Origin of the sequence: Streptomyces sp. NPDC101227 (assembly GCF_044767545.1) — a bacterium.
In the GTDB taxonomy this organism is placed as follows: Bacteria; Actinomycetota; Actinomycetes; order Streptomycetales; family Streptomycetaceae; genus Streptomyces.
In genome coordinates this window covers 226,252-246,543 of the sequence record NZ_JBIWOD010000001.1, presented here as the reverse complement: position 1 = coordinate 246,543, position 20,292 = coordinate 226,252, and the positions used below count along the sequence as shown (strand labels likewise).

The 20,292-nt window shown below is 70.8% G+C and carries 17 protein-coding genes; 3 read left to right on the top strand and 14 right to left on the bottom strand.

Annotated features, from left to right (window positions below):
• Positions 1-2: 2 nt before the first annotated feature.
• On the bottom strand, positions 3-1,127 hold the full coding sequence (locus ACIRPT_RS01115; RefSeq protein WP_403820323.1) for a SchA/CurD-like domain-containing protein: 1,125 nt from the start codon (positions 1,125-1,127) through the stop codon (positions 3-5).
• Between the two features lie 248 nt (positions 1,128-1,375).
• Here ACIRPT_RS01115 and ACIRPT_RS01110 point away from each other — a divergent pair, with 248 nt between their 5' ends.
• A complete protein-coding gene (locus ACIRPT_RS01110; protein ID WP_403497936.1) occupies positions 1,376-3,010 on the top strand; it encodes an FAD-dependent oxidoreductase in 1,635 nt (544 codons plus the stop codon).
• Between the two features lie 12 nt (positions 3,011-3,022).
• Here the strand turns inward: ACIRPT_RS01110 and ACIRPT_RS01105 are convergent, their stop codons facing one another.
• Genes ACIRPT_RS01105 through ACIRPT_RS01095 form a run of 3 tightly spaced genes read right to left on the bottom strand, consistent with a single transcriptional unit; the run spans position 3,023 to position 5,076 of the window.
• Positions 3,023-3,928, bottom strand: a complete 906-nt coding sequence (locus ACIRPT_RS01105) for an SAM-dependent methyltransferase (protein WP_403820319.1) — start codon at positions 3,926-3,928, stop codon at positions 3,023-3,025.
• Positions 3,925-4,203 (bottom strand): DUF397 domain-containing protein, encoded by a 279-nt coding sequence (locus ACIRPT_RS01100; protein ID WP_403497933.1) that lies wholly within the window; start codon positions 4,201-4,203, stop codon positions 3,925-3,927. The genes ACIRPT_RS01105 and ACIRPT_RS01100 overlap by 4 nt, the downstream gene beginning before the upstream one ends.
• 6 nt (positions 4,204-4,209) lie before the next feature.
• On the bottom strand, positions 4,210-5,076 hold the full coding sequence (locus tag ACIRPT_RS01095) for a helix-turn-helix domain-containing protein (protein ID WP_403820316.1): 867 nt from the start codon (positions 5,074-5,076) through the stop codon (positions 4,210-4,212).
• 136 nt (positions 5,077-5,212) lie between these two features.
• Between ACIRPT_RS01095 and ACIRPT_RS01090 the strand changes: the two genes are divergently transcribed.
• Positions 5,213-5,674, top strand: coding sequence for an ATP-binding protein (locus ACIRPT_RS01090; RefSeq protein ID WP_403497930.1), 462 nt, complete (start codon positions 5,213-5,215; stop codon positions 5,672-5,674).
• A gap of 69 nt (positions 5,675-5,743) precedes the next feature.
• On the opposite strand, the gene ACIRPT_RS01085 is transcribed toward ACIRPT_RS01090, so the two are convergent.
• Positions 5,744-6,544, bottom strand: a complete 801-nt coding sequence (locus tag ACIRPT_RS01085) for an SGNH/GDSL hydrolase family protein (protein ID WP_403820313.1) — start codon at positions 6,542-6,544, stop codon at positions 5,744-5,746.
• Between the two features lie 277 nt (positions 6,545-6,821).
• Between ACIRPT_RS01085 and ACIRPT_RS01080 the strand changes: the two genes are divergently transcribed.
• The gene (locus ACIRPT_RS01080; protein ID WP_403497926.1) at positions 6,822-7,628 is read left to right on the top strand and encodes a tyrosine-protein phosphatase; all 807 of its coding nucleotides are present in this window, start codon (positions 6,822-6,824) and stop codon (positions 7,626-7,628) included.
• Between the two features lie 64 nt (positions 7,629-7,692).
• On the opposite strand, the gene ACIRPT_RS01075 is transcribed toward ACIRPT_RS01080, so the two are convergent.
• The 9 genes from ACIRPT_RS01075 to hpnE all read right to left on the bottom strand — a co-directional run bounded on the left by ACIRPT_RS01075 (position 7,693) and on the right by hpnE (position 20,193).
• Entirely contained in the window at positions 7,693-8,898 is a 1,206-nt protein-coding gene (locus tag ACIRPT_RS01075; protein WP_403820310.1) for a serpin family protein, read from the bottom strand.
• 130 nt (positions 8,899-9,028) lie between these two features.
• Positions 9,029-10,186 (bottom strand): hypothetical protein, encoded by a 1,158-nt coding sequence (locus ACIRPT_RS01070; RefSeq protein ID WP_403820308.1) that lies wholly within the window; start codon positions 10,184-10,186, stop codon positions 9,029-9,031.
• Between the two features lie 102 nt (positions 10,187-10,288).
• Complete coding sequence (locus ACIRPT_RS01065) at positions 10,289-11,674, bottom strand: aspartate aminotransferase family protein (RefSeq protein WP_403820305.1); 1,386 nt, start codon at positions 11,672-11,674, stop codon at positions 10,289-10,291.
• The gene (gene dxs / locus ACIRPT_RS01060; protein ID WP_403820302.1) at positions 11,671-13,572 is read right to left on the bottom strand and encodes a 1-deoxy-D-xylulose-5-phosphate synthase; all 1,902 of its coding nucleotides are present in this window, start codon (positions 13,570-13,572) and stop codon (positions 11,671-11,673) included. The genes ACIRPT_RS01065 and dxs overlap by 4 nt, the downstream gene beginning before the upstream one ends.
• A 174-nt stretch (positions 13,573-13,746) precedes the next feature.
• On the bottom strand, positions 13,747-14,772 hold the full coding sequence (gene hpnH, locus ACIRPT_RS01055; protein WP_403820299.1) for an adenosyl-hopene transferase HpnH: 1,026 nt from the start codon (positions 14,770-14,772) through the stop codon (positions 13,747-13,749).
• A 5-nt stretch (positions 14,773-14,777) separates the two neighbouring features.
• A complete protein-coding gene (locus ACIRPT_RS01050; RefSeq protein WP_403820297.1) occupies positions 14,778-15,434 on the bottom strand; it encodes a 1-hydroxy-2-methyl-2-butenyl 4-diphosphate reductase in 657 nt (218 codons plus the stop codon).
• Positions 15,434-17,440: a squalene--hopene cyclase gene (shc, locus tag ACIRPT_RS01045; RefSeq protein WP_403820294.1), complete on the bottom strand. Its 2,007-nt coding sequence runs from the start codon at positions 17,438-17,440 to the stop codon at positions 15,434-15,436. The genes ACIRPT_RS01050 and shc overlap by 1 nt, the downstream gene beginning before the upstream one ends.
• 165 nt (positions 17,441-17,605) lie before the next feature.
• Complete coding sequence (locus ACIRPT_RS01040; protein ID WP_403497910.1) at positions 17,606-18,670, bottom strand: polyprenyl synthetase family protein; 1,065 nt, start codon at positions 18,668-18,670, stop codon at positions 17,606-17,608.
• 65 nt (positions 18,671-18,735) lie between these two features.
• Positions 18,736-20,193 (bottom strand): hydroxysqualene dehydroxylase HpnE, encoded by a 1,458-nt coding sequence (hpnE, locus tag ACIRPT_RS01035; protein WP_403820291.1) that lies wholly within the window; start codon positions 20,191-20,193, stop codon positions 18,736-18,738.
• Positions 20,194-20,292: the final 99 nt, after the last annotated feature.

Below are 20,292 nucleotides of genomic sequence, written 5' to 3'. Positions count from 1 at the left end.
GGTCAGGAGTCCGGTGCCCGGCGGTCGGTGATCAGGTCCATGTCGGAGCGCGCGAGGAAGTGCGCCAGCTCCCGGTCGGTCGTCAGACCGCCGGCCTCGTCGGTGTCCATCAGGCGCTTGAAGACGCCCCGTTTGCGGGTGCCGCGCACGCCGATGACGAGGTCGGGGTCGATCTCGTCGAGGTCGGCCCGGAGGTCGACGAGCCGGACGACGATGTCGTCGCGCTGGAAGATGGTGCTGCCCTCGATCGGGCAGGTGGGGTCGTCCGCGGCCAGCTCGTCCTGCCCGGCCAGCAGCCGCGCCAGCGCCATCCCGCAGCCTTCCTTGGCCGGGTAGTACAGCGCGTGCCGCCGCGCGTCGCGGGACTCCGGTCCGTCCGTGCCGATGTGGTGCACCGCGGGCAGCGCGGCGCGGGTGAAGAACACCCGGGCGGAGTTGGGGTCGGTGAGGTCGCGGTCCTGCTCGAGGTAGGGGTTGATGGCCTCCTCGACGGCCCGGACCTCGGGCTGCTCCGACACATGACGCAGCGCCGCGACGAGATCGCCCTGCACCTCGACGGCCCGCACGACGCGGTTGTCGTGCATGAACAGCGAGGTGCGGCGCAGCCGGGTGGTGTCGTCGACCTGCGATTCCGGGGAGCTGTAGCCGGCCAGGATCTCGGCGACCATCGACTCGCTGCCGGGCTTCACGGTGAAGGTCAGGGCGTGCCGGACCACACCGTCGCCGACGCGGGGGGCGGCCTGCAGCCGGCCCTTGGCGTGCGCGTCGGGGGCGGGCGCGGAGACGTTCGAGGTCTCGCGCAGCACGCTGAAGCGCAGCGACCGGGTGTTGCGCACGCAGCCGTGCAGGGGCTGCACCATCTTGACGTGTTCCTCGCTGTTGACCCAGGCCAGGAACGGCGGTGCGCTCTCCCATTCGCTGGTGATCAGCCACTGCGAGGGGTTCTCGATGGACTGGCACAGCTGGTCGGTGATGTGACCGGGGACGGAGGCCACCTGGTTGCGCAGGTACTCGTAGGCTTCGAGGAAGCGCTGCTGGGCGCCTTCGTGGAGGTCCAGCATCAGGACGACCCGGAGTCTCGAGCCGTCGAACGCGGACTGCGATATTCGTTCCGACACTGTTGTCATCGTCTACGCATCTCCCTCGGAGCGATCCGGCTCCTGTGGTGCGTCGTCAGTTCCGGAGGTGATCCGGTCACTGACCCGGCGTACCGGGACGACCGGCCCCGCGGCGGGGGTGGCCGTCCCGGAATCGATCGTGGACGGGACCCCCGGGGCGCGCGAGATGTGTGGGCCATGCGGGTGAACCATGATCGAACGCTCCGGCCGCCGGGGAAACTCCAGCTCCGTAGGCGCCACAGGAGCTGGAGCAAGGAATGAATGCAGCGGTCGAAGAGCGGGTTCCGGTACTTGTCGTGGGCGGTTCCCTGGTGGGCCTGTCCGCGTCGTTGTTCCTGGGGCGCCTGGGCGTACGGCACATCCTGGTGGAGAAGCATTCCGATACGTCACGGCATCCGCGCGGGCGGGGGAACAACGTCCGCACGATGGAGCTGTTCCGGGTTGCGGGCGCCGAGGAGCGGATCCGCGAGGCCGCATCCGTGCTCTCGGACAATCACGGCATCCTCCAGGCCCCCTCGCTGACCGGCGAGGAGCAGGAGTGGCTGTTCAAGGAGATCGACCCGGGTGGCGGGCTGGCCAAATTCAGCCCCGCCGGATGGTGTCTGTGCAGCCAGAACGACCTGGAGCCGGTGCTGGTGCGCTGCGCCCGCGAGCACGGCGGCGATCTGCGCTTCAGCACCGAGCTGCTCTCTTTCGACCAGGACCGCGAGGGCGTGACGGCGGTGGTCAAGAACCGGGAGAGCGGGGAGCACACCACCATCCACGCGGACTACGTCATCGCGGCGGACGGCCCACGCAGCCCGGCCCGGGAGCGGCTGGGCATCGGCCAGACGGGTCCCGGCGACCTGTTCCACAACGTGAGCATCACCTTCCGGGCCCCCGCGCTGGCGGACGCGGTGGGCGACCGGCGCTTCATCGCCTGCTATCTGACCAACCCGGAGGCCGACGGCTGTCTGCTTCCGGTGGACAACACGGTGGACTGGGTCTTCCACGCGCCCTGGCACCCCGACACGGGCGAAACCCTGGAGGACTTCACCGACGAGCGGTGCATCGACCACATCCGCCGGGCGACCGGCGTCCCGGACATGGCGGTGGAGATCACCGGCAAGGCCCCCTGGCACGCCGCCGAACGCGTCGCCGAGCGGTACGCGGCCGGCCGGGTCTTCCTCGCCGGTGACGCGGCCCATGAGATGTCCCCCACCGGGGCGTTCGGCTCCAACACCGGCATCCAGGACGCGCACAACATCGCCTGGAAGCTGGCCGCCGTGGTGCACGGCTGGGCGGGCCCCGGCCTGCTGGACACCTACGAATCGGAGCGCCGGCCGGTGGCCCGGGCGACCAGCGCCCGCGCCTCCGCCCGCTCCGCCGAACACAGCCACCCCGGGTACGCGGCGGCCCCCGGTGCGGGCGGCGGCCGGCAGAGCGGCGTGCTCACCGTCGCCCTCGGCTACAGCTATCCGAACGGCGCGGTGGTCGGCGCCGACCCCGAACTCCCCGTCGTCCCGGCCCGGATGCAGCTCACGGGTGCCCCCGGCACGCGGGCGCCGCACATGTGGGTCCAGCGTGCCGGGGTGCGGATGTCGACCCTGGACCTCTACGAGAAGTCGCTGGTCCTGCTCACCGGCCCCACCGGCGCCCCGTGGCGCACCGCCGCCGCGCACGTCGCCGAGCGCTGGTCGGTCCACCTTCCCGCGTACAGCATCGGCACCCGTCCCGAGGACGATCTGGCCCCGGAGAAGGGCTCCGACTGGGCCGATGTCCACGGCACCACGCCGGCGGGTGCGGTACTGGTGCGCCCGGACGGGTTCGTGGCGTGGCGGTCGGTGAGCATGGCGGCCGACCCGGAGGCGGAGCTCGATCAGGTGCTGGCGGCGCTGCTCTGCCGCGGCTGACGGCCGCCGGGCTCAGTCCTTGCGGCCCACTCCGCCGTAGAAGACGTTGTCGTTGAGTTCTTCGGCGCCGGGCACCGGGCCGTCGGGCCGCCACAGCGGTACCCGTACGACGCCCGGGTCGAGCAGGGTGAACGGTCCGAAGAGCGACGCGATCTGGGCCTTGGAGCGCAGGTTGAGCCGGGCGGCGGCGCCGTTGTAGACGTCCTCCACCTCCGCGCGCATCCGCTCGTCCACCTCGCCCGCCTCGTATCCCTCATACGGCTCGTACGTCGCGTGGGACAGCACGAGGTGGCTGCCGGCGGGCAGCGCGTCGGCGAGGGCGGCGATGAGGGCGGCCGGGTCCTCCTCGTCCTGGATGAAGGCCAGTACGACGGACATCACCAGCGCCACGGGGCGGTCGAAGTCGATCAGCTCGCGGACGGCGAGGTGGTCGAGGACCGACTTGGGGTCGCGGAGGTCGCCGAGCACGAATGCGGTGCGTTCGGTGTTGGTGAGCCGGGCCCAGGCGTGGGTGGCGACTATCGGGTCGTTGTCGACGTACACGACAGCGGTGTCGGGCGCGGTCTCGCGGGCCATCTCATGGGCGTTGGGCGAGGTGGGGATGCCGGTGCCGATGTCGATGATCTGGCGGATGCCGCCGCCGACCAGCTCGCGGACGGCCCGGCCCAGGAAGGCGCGGTTGGCGATGGCGCTCTCGCGTACCTGGGGGTGCATGGCGAGGATGCGGTCCCCGGCCTCGCGGTCGACCTCGTAGTTGTCCCAGCCGCCGAGGTAGTAGTCGTTCATCCGGGCCGGGTGCGGCCTGCTGGTGTCGATCTCCTCGGCCGAGAAGCCGGAGTGCTCGGGCCCCTTGACGTACGGTCCGAACTCGGCGGCCTCGTCGCCGGCCGCTTCCCGGGGGAAGTCGTGCTCGCTCATGCCGTCCTCCGCTCCACGCGCCGGCACGGTGCCGAGGTGAGCAGGAAGTCGGCGTGACCGGCCTTCGCTCCCTCGATGAAGCTCACCATTTCGTGATGGGTGTAGATCAGCGCCGGTCCGTTGGGGTCGGTGGACTGGCGCAGGGCCACCCGGCCGTCCTTGAGCCGCATGGCTTCGACGCACTCGCCTCCGTTTCCGCCACTCCACGGCTTGTGCCAGCCTTCGTTGCCCAGTTCATTGGCGGGCATGCCGTTGTAGATGCGTATGCGATCCATGGGGGGTTAGATCTCCTTGCGAAAGCCACCCAGAATGGCCCTGGTGGTGTGTGCCGGCGCGGCCTGCGCACACATCCGGTCCAGGGCTTCCAGGAACTGCGAGACGTCGTTGCGCTGGTCGAAGTACACGGCTCCGACGAGGCTTTCCGCGTACGCGATGTCCGGGAGTTCCGGGATCGGGAAGCGGAAAATGTGGAACGGCCCGTACATCGCGGGATGCGGGCCGGAAGCGAACGGAATGACCTGGAGCCGGACGTTCGGCAGGGAGGTGGCCTCCATCAGCCGGGTGATCTGGTCCCGCATCACCTTGGGGCCGCCGATCGGGCGCCGCAGGACGGTCTCGTCCATCACGGGCCACAGCATCGGTGCCTGCTCGCGGGTCAGCAGCGACTGCCGCTCCATGCGCAGCGCCACGATGCGGTCGATGTCCGCGGCCGGGGCGTGCGGCATGCCGGCCCGCAGGACGGCGGCGGCATAGTCCTCGGTCTGCAACAGGCCGGGGATGTAGTGCGGTTGGTAGGCCCGGATGAGGTTGGCCTCGCTCTCCAGGCTGACGAATGCGCTGAACCACTCGGGGAGTACGTCACGGAACCGGTGCCACCAGCCGGGCTTGTTGGCCTCGCGCGCGAGCGAGAGGAAGCCCTCCGTCTCGTCCTGGTCGGTGACGCCATAGGTCACCAGCAGCTTCTCGACGTAGGGGATCTTGAGGCCGACCTCGGCCTTTTCCATTCGCCGTATCGTGGCGTGGGTGACATCGAGGGCCCGCGCGGCTTGTTCGAAGGACAGTCCCGCCTTCTCGCGCAGGTCCTGCAGTCGCTTGCCGAGCACCACCCGAAGGACGGTCGGCGCTCCGGCCGAACGTGGATCCACCACGTCTGATCCCCTCCAACTGACTTATGTGGTCAGCAGTGTGTCATGTCGTCATGAGGACGAACAGACTGCATATGCGATTCTGCAAATTGCAGAGTGATCCTTGCCATCGGTGACCAACATCGCACATAGTTACGTGGTGGCTTCCTCCAAAAACGCTCCTTCGTTAGGGCGCTGGTGCGGCTTTGCCGCCGAGCACCCCCAGGACGCGTTCCATTTGCCGGCGCGGCGCACCTCGGTCCCCGAGGCACGTAAGCGGGTCATCGCGCTGCTGCATGCATGGGGCGCGGCTCAACAAGTCCGCGATGACGTGGAGTTGGTGGTGTCCGAGCTGTTCACCAATGCGGTACGGCACACCGACAGCGAGAAGGTCGGCTGTGAGCTGACGCTCGTCGGGTCGTACATCCGCGTCGAGATCACGGACGAGGGCGGCCCCGGCGATTCGGCGCCGCACGCCCAGCCCAGCAGCGTGGACCAGGAAGGCGGACGAGGCCTGTTCCTGGTCGGCGCGCTGTCCGAGAGCTGGGGAACGCGGACCGACGACGGCGGCCGCGGCCGGGTCGTCTGGGCGGATCTGCCGTACACCTCAGCGGCGCACTGAGGCCCCGGTCCGCCCTTCGCGGCAACCGGGGCCTTTGTCGTGTCGCGCCCGCGCTACCGGGCGCCGCCGCTACAGCGGCAGCAAGTCGGGCCGCTTGGGCTCGACATGGTCGCCCGAGGACTCGCCGCGCAGCCGGCGCCCGATCCACGGGACGAGGTGTTCGCGCGCCCAGTGGATGTTGTCCCGCCGCGCATCGGCGGCCGACCGCTCAGCCTCCGGAGGCCACGGCTGGTCCGGGTCGGCCGGCACCTGGATCCCGAGCACCTGCGCCGCGCGCAGCGCCACCCGGGTGTGCCCGTCGGCCGACAGATGCAGCCGGTCATCGCTCCACGCCCGTCGGTCCTGCACCGACTTCAGCGACCACAGGTCGAGAACCGGGCAGTCGTGCCGGTCCGCGATGGCCCGCACATGGGCCGTGTACGTCGCGATCTTGCCGCGCAGATGCTTGAGGACCGGCACTCCGCGGGTGTCGAAGCCGGTGCACAGCAGCACCGTTCCGACCGAGGTCCGCAGGTCGGCGACCGCCCGTTCATACCGATCGGCCACCGCGTCCGGGTCCGAGCCCGGCCGCAGGATGTCATTGCCGCCGGCACAGAAAGTCACCAGCGAGGGGGCAAGCTCCTTCGCCCGGGGTACCTGCTCCTCGACGATCTGGTCAAGCAGCCGCCCCCTGACGGCGAGATTCGCGTAGCGGAAGTCCCCCTCTTCCCGCTGGTCCGACAGGAGGACCGCTAGCCGGTCCGCCCAACCGATGTACGCCCCGTCACGGCCGGGATCCCCGACCCCCTCGGTGAAGCTGTCCCCGACGGCTGCGTACGACCCGATGGCGCCATGGGCGCCGCTGCTGAAGTTCTTCGAATCGTCTGCCACGTCAGGACATACTTCACCTTGAGAAGTGACTTACGCCACCGTAACCAGGGGTTGACGGGAGGTGATTAATGCCACCAGGTCAAATTCTTCTCAAGTTGGAATAATGATCGATCACAAACTGCTTCAGCTCCGACCCATAAACGGTCGCGCGTGGTCGTCCGGCCGCACTGTACGCCGGGACCGTTGCCACCTGATTGCGTATTGCATCAATGTCGTATCGTCAGAGTTGCCCGCCGCGTCGACGGCCAGCGTCGGCGGCCGAACCAAAGGAGCGCCCGTGACGCAGACGCCGCAGGTCCCGCAGGACCAGTTCGAGCTCGCGGAGGTCCGCAACTTCCGCGATGTGGGTGGGCTGCCGACCGTGGACGGGCGTCGGGTACGTCAGGGACGGCTGTTCCGCAGCGGGCATCTGGCCCATGCGACCGAAGCGGACGCGGCGTTCCTCGCCGGCCTCGGGCTGCACACCGTCTTCGACTTCCGCAATGCCGCGGACATCAAGCTCGAGGGCCCCGATGTCGCGCTCCCGGGCGTACGGAACGTGAACATCCCGCTCACGGACCCGGCCGACGGCGCGGAATTCTGGTCGATGGTGCGCGACGGCCACCTGGAACAGCTGCGGGGCATGCTGGGCGACGGCAAGGCCGCCGCCCGGATGACCGCGACCTACCGGCACATCATCACCACCCGCACCGAGGACCACAGCCGGGTGCTGCACGCGCTCGCCGAGGACAGCGTCCCCGCACTGATGCACTGCGCGGCCGGCAAGGACCGCGCGGGACTGTCCGTCGCGGTGACGCTCCTGGCGGTCGGTGTGGAGCCGGACGCCATCGAGGCGGACTACCTCAAGTCCAACGATCCCCACCGCCGCTACAAGATCCGCCGCAGCGACAACTCCGCGGTCGGGATGTCGGCGGAGGTCATGGAGCTGCTCTCACCGCTGTTCGGGGCGCACACCGACTACCTCACGGCCGCCTTCGACACGATCGAGAAGACCTGGGGCTCGACGGAGACCTACCTCACCGAGGGCCTCAAGCTGACCCCCGCGACCCGCGAGCGGCTGCGCGCCCAGCTGCTGACCGACTGACCTTTCCCGTACACCACGACGACGGCCTGGCGGATGCCCGCCGGGCCGTTGTGTGTGCCGTGCGTCACCAGACCTCGCCGATCCACGGCGGGCGTTCCGTCCAGCCGTCCGGGTCGGTGACCCAGCCCGCAACCAGCACCAGCCCCGACTCCCGGTGGACCGCGAGAAAGCCGAACGGCCGGTCGAAGACGGCCGACACCAGCTGTGCCCGCTCCTGGGGCCGCAGCGCGGAGCCCAACTGCAGATCGATGCTGGTCGCGGCCGCCGCCCGGAAGCCCTGCGGCCCGAACGTGGCGGTGACCGCCTGCCGCGCGGAGGACACCGCCAACGGCTGCGGGCTGATCCCGGGGAAGTGCCCGCGGGAGGTATCGGTGGCCGAGGCGAGCCCGAACAACTCGGCCCGCTTCAGCAGATCGTGGTCGGCCTCGACGGTGAACCCCACGCAGGTCAGACTCGCCAGCGGCCTGCGGTCCCAGCTCGTCACCGTCCGCACGTCCACCCCCGGCCCGGCACCGTCGGCCAGTTCCGTCCCGGACAGCGTCGGATACGCGCCGCCCAGCGCCGCGACGCCATGGCGCAGCACCTCGCCGCCCGGCATCGCCGGCGGGCCCAGCAGCAGGTGAACGTCCAGGCCGTTGTCACCGGCGACCTCCGCGGACGTCAGCGCACCGTCCGGTGTGGTGTGCACCCGTATCCGCTCGGGATCTCCGCCGGACCGCCGCAGGCCGGTCATCCGCCGCCCGGCCCACGGTCCCTCGGTCGCCTCCCACGGGAAGTCATCGAAGGGCCGGTGCCACGTCGTCCGCACCAGCAGCGCGCTCGCCAGGCGCAACAGCGTGCCGGCGCCGCCCGGTCCGGGCATCTTGTCGATCAGGCCGTCGGTGCGCCGGCGCACCCACTCGTCCATGGCCCGCGCGTCCGCGTCCGCATCCCCGGTCAGCGTCCCGTGCGCATCCAGCGGCAGGCTGCGCAGCCATGGCGCATGCAGCTCCAGGGTGCGCTGGGTCCACAGACTCACCGCGGCATCGACGCCGTCCGCCTTGGTCAGCGCGTCGAGCAGCGCGCACCCTTCCCGTACGGCGTATTCCGCGTCAATGCCGAGCGCGTCGGCCAGCTCCTCGCGGGCCGGGCCCGCCGCCGGTCCGGCCAGCAGCGCCAGCAGCGGCCACAGCCCGGCGGCGGCCAGGGCCGTGCCCTCCTCCACCACCGCCGCCCGCGCCCAGCGGGCCGTCATGTCGTTGACGGTCCGCACCGTCGTCTCGGCGATCATTCTTCGTATCCCCCCGGATTCGTCAGCGGTTGACGGCCGCCCGCTGCACCGGCCGCGCGGGCCGATGCGCTCTCCCAAACCGTCGCATACGCTCTGGCCTGCGCCTTTCCGGAGCAGGCAGGAAATGACACTAGCGGGACGCGGGCCCGTCCGCACTGCTGAAAGGCTCCCGGTGCGGGGCCCGTCGGGCGGTCCCAGAACTCCGCTCGTCAGCCTCGTCGTCCTCCTCGTCGTCCTCGTCGTCCTCGTCGTCCTCGTCGTCCTCCTCGACTTCGCCGTCCTCGCCGTCCTCGCCGTCCTCGCCGTCCTCGCCGTGCGGGTCCAAGTCCCCCAGCGCATCGCTCAGATGCGTTTCGATCGGATTGTCAAGCTCGTCGTGGGTCGTGAACAGTCCGCGCAGCAGGCTCATCGGGTACACCACCGCCTCATCGTCGTCCTTGGGAGGCCCCGCGAACGGCTCATCGACGGTCCCGCTCTCCTCGGCGCCGAACAGGGCGGGCAGTGCGCCGCCGCCGACCGCGAACGGCTCGAACTTCCAGCGCGCCCCCTTGGCACGACAGACCACTTCCCCGATGTACCAGGCGGCGCCCTGAAGGAAGGGGCCCCGCCTCGCCGCGCCGATCTCCTCCTCTCCGGTGTGCCGGCTGCGGACGAGGGCTTCGAGTGCGTCGAGGGATTCGGGGCTGAAGTCCCAGCGGTCCGGCCGGCCGGTCTCCCTCGCCCACTCCTCGAAGCCGGCACGGCGATCGGCCAGCCATGCCGCGAGTTCGGCGCGCGCCCGCTCCTGGCCGGGATCCTGCCTGACGGCCGGCTCCCAGCCCGGCTCCCGCTCCCGCCGCTCCCGCACCGCCTCGCGCAGCCGCGCGACCTCGGCCGCGAACGCGCTCCCGGTGCGTTTCCGCATCGCATACGTGAGGAGCAACAGGGGTGCAATCGGCTGGAGTTGCAGCTCCGGGTCGGGGCAGATGACCGGCTGTCCCCGCCACCGGTAGCCGCCGACCGGCCGCCGGTTCCAGCCCCACGTTCCGCCGGCCACGGCCAGAAGGGATTCACCGAGGTAGGTCATCGCGCTCTCGGTCATTGCCGTGCCCCTCTCGACCGTGCTGCCCGGTTCGTAATGCTCCAGCAGACGAGCCTCCAGGGCGTCCAGGGACGCCGGGCTGTGGTCGAGCGGGAACCTCGCGGGGAGCAGGACCCGGGGCAGGGCGCGCTGCGCTTCGGGCACGAGGCTGATCCACATGCTCAGTTGCCGTTGCATCTCACGGTCGTCGGCTCTCGACTCACTCATGGTGGACACTGTAGGAGTGAGGACTGACAATCAGGGCAACGTGCCTGTTCCACAAGGTAGTTGACGCGTCGACGCACGGTGGTCGCGCTCGATGCCGCCCGGTCAGTCGAGGCGGCCGAGCTGCGCCTTGACCAGCGTCCGCCCGAAGTCCCACATCAGGCCGCCGCCGTTGTGGGCCTCGTCCATGACGGCCGTGAACGCCTGAAGGAACCGGTCCACTTCCCGCTCCCCGATGATCAGCGGCGGAATCAGCTTGATGACCTCCAGATGGTCGCCGGAGACCTGGGTGAGGATGCGGTGGCGCTGTAGCAGCGGGGCCACGACCAGCTGCGCGAACAGGCCCTTGCGGGCCGCCTGCAGCATCGTCCAGCGCCCGCGCAGCACCAGCGACTTCGGCCTGCCGAACTCGATGCCGACCATCAGCCCCCGGCCGCGCACGTCGTGCAGCAGCTCGTACGTGCCGATCAGCGCGGAGAGCCGCTCGCGCAGCAGATCGCCGGTGTGCCGGGCGTTGGCGACGATCCCCTCGTCCTCCATCACCGCGAGCACGGCGAGGCCCGCCGCCATCGCCTGGGCGTTGGCGCCGAAGCTGGCGGAATGCACCAGCACCCGGTCCATCGACGAGTAGACCTTCTTGAAGATCCAGTCCTTGCCGAGCGTCGCGCCGACCGGGACATAGCCGCCGGAGAGCGCCTTGGCGACACAGACCAGGTCCGGTTCGACGCCGTCCTCGTGCTGGTAGGCGAAGAAGTCGCCGGTACGGCCCAGGCCGGTCTGCACCTCGTCGGCGATCAGCAGGGCCTTGTGCTTGCGCAGCAGCTCCTGCGCGGCGCCCAGGAACCCGGGCGGGGTGGGGTGGACGCCCTTGCCCTGGATCGGTTCGACGACAAAGCCCGCGACGTCGCCGCGCTTCAACTCCCGCTCCAGCGCGGCCAGATCGCCCATCTCCAGGGCGGTGTCCGGCAGCAGCGGGGCGAAGCCGTCGCGGAAGCCGTCCTCGCCGTTGACGGAGAGCGCGCCGGTGGTCAGGCCGTGGAAGGCGTGGGTGCAGTAGAGGATGCGGGGCTTGCCGGTGGCGTAGCGGGCGAACTTCAGGGCCGTCTCGACGGCTTCGGTGCCGCTGTTGCCGAAGAAGACCCGGTCCAGGTGGGGCGCGTAGGACAGCAGCTTCTCGGCGAGCAGGCCGGGCAGCGGCTGGCAGTCGAAGCGGGTGAGGTCGGGGAGGTCCGCGTCCAGGACGTCGTGCAGGGCCTGGCGTACGACGGGATGATGGCGGCCGAGGCCCATCACGCCGAATCCGGCGAGCATGTCGAGGTAGTCCTGGTCGTCGCTGTCCCAGAAGTAGGCGCCCTCGGCCCGCTCGTAGACCTTGTCGAAGCCGATGGTGCCCAGCATCCGCGGGAGCTGGTGGTTGAGATGGCGGGCATGCAGGTCATAGCGTTCGGCGCCGCGGTCGGCGAGCAGCTTCGCCAGGTCGAATCCGGTCACGAGGCGCCCTCCTCATGGGGCGACGCGGCGTTCTTGCGGGCCAGTTCGGCGCTGATCCGGCCGGCGATCTCGGCCGGGGTGAGCCCGAGGTCGGCGAGCAGTTCGCCGCGCTTGGCGTGGGTCAGGAACCGCTCGGGGATGCCGAAGGTCCGCAGCGGTACGTCCACGTCCGCGTCCCGCAGCGCCTGGCCGACCGCGGACCCCACACCGCCGCTGCGGCTGTTGTCCTCGACTACGGCCACCATGGCGTGCTGCGCGGCGAGCGGGGCGATGGCGGGGTCGACCGGTTTGACCCAGCGCGGGTCGATGACCGTCGCGTCGACGCCGCGCGCCGTGAGGAGTTCGGCGACCCGCAGACACACCGGCGCCATCACGCCGACCGCGATCAGCAGGACATCCGGCTGCGGGGCGCGGTGCAGTACGTCGGCGCCGCCGATCCGCCCCACCGCCGGGATCGGGTCGTCCACCGGCGCCTTGGGGAACCGGATGACCGTCGGGGCGTCGTCCACGTCCAGGGATTCGCGCAGCTGGGCGCGCAGCTGGTCGGCGTCGCGCGGTGCGGCGATCCGCAGGCCCGGCACGACGCCCAGCACCGACAGGTCCCACATGCCGTTGTGCGAGGCGCCGTCGGTGCCGGTGACCCCGGCGCGGTCCAGGACGAAGGTCACGCCGCACCTGTGCAGCGCGACGTCCATCAGGACCTGGTCGAAGGCGCGGTTGAGGAAGGTGGCATAGACGGCGACGACGGGGTGCAGCCCGCCGGTGGCCAGCCCGGCCGCCGAGACCGCGGCGTGCTGTTCGGCGATGCCCACGTCCCAGACCCGGTCCGGATAGGCCTTGGCGAACTTCCCGAGCCCGACCGGCTGGAGCATGGCGGCCGTGATGGCGACGACGTCCTCGCGCTCGGCGCCGATCCGGACCATCTCGTCGGCGAAGGCGGACGTCCAGGAGGGGGCGCTGGGCGGCGTGACGGGCGCGCAGGTGAGCGGGTCCATCACGCCGACGGAGTGGAAGTGGTCCGCCTCGTCCTCCAGGGCGGGCTGATAGCCGCGGCCCTTCTCGGTCAGGCAGTGCACCAGCACCGGGCCGTGGAATCCGGCGGCCCGGCGCAGCGCGGACTCGACGGCGGGGATGTCGTGTCCGTCGATCGGACCGAGGTACTTCAGGCCCAGGTCCTCGAACATGCCCTGGGGCGCGAAGGCGTCCTTGAATCCCTTCTTCGCGCCGTGCAGCGATCCATAGAGCGGCTGGCCGACGACCGGGGTGCGCTGAAGGACGTCCTTGCCCCAGGCCAGGAACTTCTCGTAGCCGTCGGTGGTGCGCAGCGTGGCGAGGTGGCTGGCGAGGCCGCCGATGGTCGGGGCGTAGGAGCGCTCGTTGTCGTTCACGACGATGATCAGCGGGCGGTCCTTGGCGGCGGCGATGTTGTTCAGCGCCTCCCAGGCCATGCCGCCGGTCAGCGCGCCGTCGCCGATCACCGCGACGACGTGGTCGTCCTTGCCGAGGACCTCGTTGGCCTTGGCGAGGCCGTCGGCCCAGCCCAGCACCGTGGAGGCGTGGCTGTTCTCGATGATGTCGTGCGGCGACTCGGCGCGGGAGGGATAACCGGACAGCCCTCCCTTGGCGCGGAGCTTGGAGAAGTCCTGGCGCCCCGTCAGAAGCTTGTGCACGTAGGACTGGTGCCCGGTGTCCCACAGGATGCGGTCGGCGGGCGAGTCGAAGACCCGGTGCAGGGCGATGGTCAGCTCGACCACGCCCAGGTTGGGTCCCAGATGGCCACCGGTGCGGGTGACGGCCTGCACGAGGAACTGCCGGATCTCCTCGGCGAGTTCGTCCATCCGCCCCTCGGGCAGCGCCTTGAGATCGCGCGGCTCGCGGATGTGTTCCAGCAGGGTCATGTTTCGTCCCCTCCATGGGTTCTGCCGACGGTGACATCGGGGGTGCCTGGCTGCGCACCCCCGGCCTGTATGCGCGCGGCACCGGCCTGCCGCGGGCGCGCCCTCCGCCGCGCCGCCGCAGGCCGGGCCGGGGCGGCGGTGAGCCCCGGCGTCCCGGGCTCACCGCTCAACGTCTCACCCGCGGTTTCCGCCGACGGTCTCCCGGGCGGCCCGCAGCGACTCCTTGAGGGAGCCCATGGTGGCCAGGACGGCGGTGGGCTCATAGCCGCAGTGCGCCATGCAGTTGGCGCAGCGCGGGTCCTTGCCGCGGCCGTACTTGCTCCAGTCCGTGTCGTCGATGAGCTCCCGGTACGTGGGCACGTAGCCGTCGCTCATGAGATAGCAGGGCCGCTGCCAGCCGAAGAGTGAGTAGTTGGGGATCGCCCAGGCCGTGCAGGGGAAGTCCGCCTTGCCCTCCAGGAAGTCCAGGAAGAGCGGGCTGTGGTTCAGCCGCCAGCGGCGGCGGTTGCCGCCGGCGAAGGCCTTCCTGAACAGCTCCCGGGTCTGCTCGACGCCCAGGAAGTGCTCCTGGTCGGGGGCCTTCTCGTAGGCGTAGGCGGGCGACAGCATCATTTCGTCGACCTGGAGGTCGTCATTGAGGAAGTTGAGGACCTCGATGATGGTCTGCGGGGTGTCGGTGTTGAAGAAGGTGGAGTTGGTGGTGACCCGGAAGCCGCGGCGCTTGGCTTCCTTGATGGCCGCCACCGCCTCGTCGAATACGCCTTCCTTCGCGACGGATTCATCGTGCCGCTCCCGCATCCCGTCGATATGCACCGCGAACGCGAAATACGGCGAGGGCGTGAAGTCCTTCATCTTCTTGCGCAGCAGCATCGCATTGGTGCACAGGAAGACGTACTTCCGCTTCGCTACCAGCTGTCTGACGATCTCGTCGATCTGCGGATGCATCAGGGGCTCGCCACCGGCGATGGAGACCATCGGCGCGCCGGACTCCAGCACCGCGCCGACCGCCTGCGCCACCGGCATCCGCTGTTTGAGGACGCCCGCCGGATGCTGGATCTTTCCGCAGCCCTCACATTTGAGATTGCAGGCGAAGAGCGGCTCCAGCTCGACGATCAGCGGAAACTTCTCGCGTCGGCGAAGCACTTTCTGTTCAAAAAGATAGGTCCCGACCCGGATGGTCTGACGAAGCGGCATGGCCATCTGGCTCACCTCCTGGGGAGCAGCAAAGAACGGTGCCATTCGAAGAAAACAGGAAGAACGCAGCGCAGCACACGGAAGGCCGATATTCCACCGCGCACCGTGCCGATACGTACGAGTTCATGTTCTGGAGCGTCCACGATCACCCGGACGGCCGCAACCGGACGATTTCCGGCACGCCGGGCGGCACGCAGTGTCGCCGCGGATTCCATGTCCACCGCCACCGCGCCCTCGCGATGCAGCGCGGCCCGCTCCGCGCCGCGTACGACGTGGTCGGAGCCGCGCAGCAGGCCGGTGTGCACGGTCAGCCCGCGCTCCCGCAGGGCCGTCAGCAGCGGGCCGTTGTCATGGCAGACGATGTCCGGGGCGTCGGGCCGGTGGTCGCGGGTGGCCTCGGCGACCACCACGTCCCCGGGCCGCATCCCGGGGACGAGGCCGGCACAGAAACCGCTGGCCACGACCGGTGATCGGGCGGTGGCGGCGCCCTCGCGCAGCGCGTGTTCCAGGGCGCGTTCGGCCGCCTGGGGGCCCATGCCCGTACGGAGGGTGACCACCGGCGGACGCGTACCACTTCCGCCACGGCCCCGCAGCGCGAGCCGCTCGATGCCGAGCGCACAGGCGATCAGCAGCGGCGGACCCACGTCTGCCGGGACCGGTCTCGGCATCAGTCCCCCAACGGCGCGTCGGCATGTCCGCCGTGGACATAGCGGCCCAGGGCCGTCAGCGGGAAGACCTGGCGGTACAGGTGGTAGTTGATGGAGAAGTCCCAGGGGAAGCCCGTACCGGTGAAGTACGGCTCGTCCCAGGAGCCGTCCGGGCGCTGGGTGTCGGCCAGATAGCGCACCCCGCGCCGGACCGCCGCGCTCTCCCGCTCCCCGGCCGCCAGCAGCGCCATCAGCGCCCAGCCGGTCTGTGAGGCGGTCGAGGCGCCGCGTCCGGCCCAGGCCTTGTCCTGGTAGGAGCGCTGGTCCTCGCCCCAGCCGCCGTCGTCGTTCTGCACCCGGGTCAGCCAGCTGACGGCACGGCGGATCGCCGGGTGCGAAGGGGGGAAGCCGGCCGCGGCGAGGGCGGGCAGCACGGAACCGGTGCCGTAGACGTAGTTGGTGCCCCAGCGTCCGAACCAGGCGCCGCTGGGCTCCTGTTCGGCCAGCAGCCAGTCGATGCCGCGCCGGGTGCTCGGATCGTGCGTACGGCCGACGTCGGCGAGCATCTCGACGACATGGGCGGTGACATCGGCCGACGGCGGGTCGATGACCTCCCCGAAGTCGCAGAACGGCAGGCGGTTGGGGAACGGGCTGGTGTTGTCGGCGTCGAACGCTCCCCAGGCGCCGTTCTTGGACTGCATCCCGAGGTTCCAGCGCACCGCGCGGCGGACCGCGGCGTCTACCCGCTGGGGATCGGGGTGTTCTACCCGGCGCAGCGCGAGCACCACCTCGGCGGTGTCGTCGATGTCCGGGTAGTTGTCGTTCTCGAACTCGAACGCCCAGCCCCCGGAGGCCAGTTGAGGCCTGCGCACCGACCAGTCACCGGGCCGGTCGATCTGCTCGTCGAGCATCCAGTCGGCGGCCTTGATCAGCTGCGGATGGTCGGGCGGCAGCCCGGCGTCGGCGAGCGCGATGGTGGCCAGGCAGGTGTCCCAGACCGGGGACTGGCAGGCCTCGATCATCCGGGTGGGGCCACCTCCCGGGCCGTCAGGCTCAGGGGGACCGTCCTCGCGCCATACGGTGAAACGGTCCAGCGACTCGAGGCCGCCGCGCAGCACCGGGTGGTCGAGGTCGTAGCCGAGGAGGTGCAGGGCGATGATGGAGTAGACGGCGGGGGGCTGGATGCCGCCCCAGCAGCCGTCGTTCTCCTGCCGCTCGATGATCCAGCGTGCGGCGGAGCGCATCGCGGCCCGGCGCAGCCGGCGCGGGGCGACCTTGTGGTAGACGTGCAGCGCCTTGTCCAGGCGCTGGAAGATACCGTCCCAGCTGGCGACGGGGGCGAGCGGGCGCGGCGGGTTGGGGCGGCGCGGGTCGGTGTGCAGCTCGTCCAGGGCGAACGGTGCCGGGCGTACCGGGCGCTTGGCCGAGACGATGGTCAGGGCCACTATCGTCTGCCGGGCCCAGCAGCCGAAGTCGTAGATGTTGAGCGGGAACCACTTGGGGAAGTAGATGAGCTCCGGCGGGAGCTCCGGGAGGTCGTCCCACTTCCACCAGCCGAAGAGGGCCAGCCAGATGCGGGTGAAGACCCGGGCGGCGGCGATCCCGCCGTGTTCGCGGATCCAGGCGGACGCCCTGGCCATATGGGCCGCGTCCGGGGCGTCTCCGGCGAGCCGCAGGGCCACATAGGCCTCGATGGTGGCGGAGAGTTCGCCGGGGCCTTCGTAGAACGTGGCCCAGGTGCCGTCCGCGCGCTGCTCACCGCGGATGAAGCGGGCGGCGGCGTCGGTGAGCTTGGCGTCCTGCACGCCCAGGAACTGACGGAGCAGCAGGTCCTCGGCGTCCATCGTGACGTTGGTGGCGAGGTCGCCCTTCCACCAGCCGGCGGAGTCCTGGAGGGAGAGCAGATAGTCGGTGGCGCGGGTGGTGGCGTGCCGCGCGGCGGTGTCGGTCTTCTCAGCGGTGGCATCGCTGGCCGAAGGGGCCCGGGGCGGCGGCGCCCCGGTGCTTCCGTCGGTCGTCGCTGTCATGGCTTCCCCTTCTGCAGTGAACTGTCAATGCGTGTTCAGGGATTCCGTCGGCCGGCGCCCTCCCCCACTGCCCCGAAGGCGTGGGAGGGGGCACCCCCAGCGGCAGCTGGGGAAGTACCCCCAGGCACCGGCCGGCGACTGCGAACTAGTTCGTGTCGATGGTGATCATCTCTCTCGTACGACGACGAAGTCCGCGAGCGCGACCAGCTGCGCGCGGACCTTTTCCGGGATGTCGACCTCGTCCAGCGCGGCGATGGCGGTGGCGTGCTGGCGGCGGGCCTCCTGGGAGGTCCACTCGCGGCCGCCGGCCTCCTCGATCAGGGCCGCCCGGGAGGCGAACTCCTCCTCGGTGAAGTCGGCGATCTCGGTCTCGGTCTTCTTGGCGTCGGCCGCCAGGATCCGGGCGAGGCGCTCGGAGGCGGGGCCGCCCGCGGCCAGCGCGGCGACGACCGGCAGCGACTTCTTGCGCTGGCGCAGATCGCTCCAGGTCCGCTTGCCGGTGGCCTCCGGGTCGCCCCAGATGCCCAGCACATCGTCGACGGCCTGGAAGGCGAGGCCGAGGTGGTAGCCGTACTTCTCCAGGATGTCGGCCATGCGGTCGTCGGCGCCGCCGAGTACCGCACCGATGGAGACGGCGCAGGCCAGCAGCGCGCCGGTCTTGTTGCCCTCCATCTCCAGGCACTCCTCGACGGTGACCCGCTCGCGGTGCTCGTAGGAGATGTCCTGGGCCTGACCGTCGATCAGCTTGCGGGTGGCCAGGGTCAGCCGGCGGGTCGCCCGGCCGGCCTCGACGGTGCCGAGCTCCAGCAGTATTTCGTTGGCGAGGGCGAACAGCGCGTCGCCGACGAGGATCGCCTGTGCGGGGCCGTGCACCTTCCAGACCGTGTCGCGGTGGCGGCGCTGTTCGTCGCCGTCCATCAGGTCGTCGTGCAGCAGCGAGAAGTTGTGCACCAGCTCGACGGCGACGGCGCCGGGGATGCCGACCTCGGGGGCCACGCCGGCGGCCTCGGCCGACAGCAGGGCGAGCGCGGGGCGTACCGCCTTGCCGCTGTCCCCCGTCGAGGGGTTGCCGGCGGCATCGATCCAGCCGAAGTGGTAAGCGGCGACGGTGTCCATGGGAGGAGCGAGCCGGTCCACGGCGGCACGCAGCACGGGAGTGGCAAGTGTCCGCCCGCGCTCCAGCAGCGCGGTGACGCTCGCGGTGTCGATAGCTGGGGAAGCCGGATTCACGGTTTCTCCTCTGTTTCCGATGCTCGTGCTCGTGCGAGCACTCGTGATACGTGCCGTACTCGTAGTCATGCCGCCTCCTGAGGCAACTGGCCCTGGGGGAAGCCGAGTTCGGTGAGTGCCTCGCCAGCGGCGGCAGTGCCGCTGCGAACAGCGCTTTCCATGGTCGCGGGCCACCCGGTGGCGGTCCACGCACCGGCCAGGTACAGGCCGGGGGCTTGGGTGCGGGCGGCGGGGCGGAGCCTGCCGACGCCCGGTGCGGGCGCGAAGGTCGCGGTGCGCTCGCGGGTGACGAAGAAGTCGCGGATCCGGGCGCCCCGGGCGGCGGGCAGCAGCCGCTCCAGCTCGGGCAGATACCGGGTCCGCAGCTTGGCGACCGGTGCGTCGATCTCCTCCTGCGCGGCGGACTGCGAGACGGCCAGATACTGGCAGCCGGCCCCGTCGGGAAGGCCGGCGAGCCCGGAGGCGTCCGTACGGTCGAAGACCCACTGCACCGGGGAGCCGACGGCGGCGAAGAAGGGGCGGCGCAGCACCTTGCGGTCGTAGATGACGTGGAGGTTGAGGATCGGCGCCGTGCCGATCTCCAGCAGCCGGTCCTGGTGCGACAGCGCGCCGTCGGGCAGCAGACCGTGCGTTTCGCGCTGCGGTACGGCGAGGACGACGGTGTCCGCGGCGAGCCGCTCGCGGCCGTGCGGGCCGTTCTCGACCGCGACCTGCCAACTGCCGTCGGTGCGCTCGATGCCCGCGGCGCGGGTGCGCAGGCGGATCCGTACGCCTGCCTTCTCCAGAGCCGTGCGGGTCAGTTCGTCGTGCACCTCGCCGAGCGGCACCCGGGCCCAGCCGATGTCGGCGGCACCCGGCGCGGAGAGGAGGCCGGTCTTGAAGACCTTGGCGGCCAGCCCCAGGGACGCATGGTCGGCGGTGGCGTTGAGGGTGGCGATGCCGACCAGGTCCCACAGCGCCTCGATGGCGCGGGAGGACTGACCGTGGCGGCGCAGCCAGCTGCCGAAGTCCACGCCGTCCAGGGCGGGATCGGCCGGGTCCAGGCCCTTGAGGGCGAGGGTGGCGCGGACGACGCCGGCCCGCTCGGCGGGCGAGAGGTGCGGGTACGACGCCAGGCTCCCGGCCAGATGCAGCGGGACGGGCAGGGCGGTGCGGCGCAGGCGGCCGAGCCGCATCCGGTCGGCATCGAGGACGGGGACGTCCATGCGGTCCTGGAGGGGCACCAGACGGGCGGCGCCGATGCGCTCCAGGAAGGCGCGGTATGCGGTGCAGCAGCGCAGGTAGACGTGCTGGCCGTTGTCGACGGTCAGCTCGCCCGCGGCGCCGTCGCGGCGGAAGGAGAAGACCAGTCCGCCGAGCCGGGGCCGGCCCTCGACAAGGGTGACCCGCAGGCCGGCGTCGGCCAGTGCGAGCGCCGCCGTGGTGCCCGCGAGTCCGCCGCCGATGACCACCGCGGCCGCCCCATCGGGACGGCCGGGCGGCTGCGCACCGTTGCGGCCGGGCGCCGTGGCTGCCGATGTCATGCGTTCTCCCCCCATACCGCTGACAGTGACGCAGCGGCCGGGATGAGGGTTGCTCGCCACGCCGACGCGGGGTCGTCGTCCCTGTGCGCGGCCCGGCGG

What these genes read in the sequence shown, in the direction of transcription:
- shc (WP_403820294.1), bottom strand. Translation starts at nt 17,440, where the DNA reads ATGACAGCGACGACCGACGGAAGCACCGGGGCGCCGCCGCCCCGGGCC.
- ACIRPT_RS01110 (WP_403497936.1), top strand. Translation starts at nt 1,376, where the DNA reads ATGAATGCAGCGGTCGAAGAGCGGGTTCCGGTACTTGTCGTGGGCGGT.
- ACIRPT_RS01070 (WP_403820308.1), bottom strand. Translation starts at nt 10,186, where the DNA reads ATGAGTGAGTCGAGAGCCGACGACCGTGAGATGCAACGGCAACTGAGC.
- ACIRPT_RS01100 (WP_403497933.1), bottom strand. Translation starts at nt 4,203, where the DNA reads ATGGATCGCATACGCATCTACAACGGCATGCCCGCCAATGAACTGGGC.
- ACIRPT_RS01075 (WP_403820310.1), bottom strand. Translation starts at nt 8,898, where the DNA reads ATGATCGCCGAGACGACGGTGCGGACCGTCAACGACATGACGGCCCGC.
- ACIRPT_RS01115 (WP_403820323.1), bottom strand. Translation starts at nt 1,127, where the DNA reads ATGACAACAGTGTCGGAACGAATATCGCAGTCCGCGTTCGACGGCTCG.
- ACIRPT_RS01105 (WP_403820319.1), bottom strand. Translation starts at nt 3,928, where the DNA reads ATGAGCGAGCACGACTTCCCCCGGGAAGCGGCCGGCGACGAGGCCGCC.
- hpnH (WP_403820299.1), bottom strand. Translation starts at nt 14,772, where the DNA reads ATGGCCATGCCGCTTCGTCAGACCATCCGGGTCGGGACCTATCTTTTT.
- dxs (WP_403820302.1), bottom strand. Translation starts at nt 13,572, where the DNA reads ATGACCCTGCTGGAACACATCCGCGAGCCGCGCGATCTCAAGGCGCTG.
- ACIRPT_RS01050 (WP_403820297.1), bottom strand. Translation starts at nt 15,434, where the DNA reads ATGCCGAGACCGGTCCCGGCAGACGTGGGTCCGCCGCTGCTGATCGCC.
- hpnE (WP_403820291.1), bottom strand. Translation starts at nt 20,193, where the DNA reads ATGACATCGGCAGCCACGGCGCCCGGCCGCAACGGTGCGCAGCCGCCC.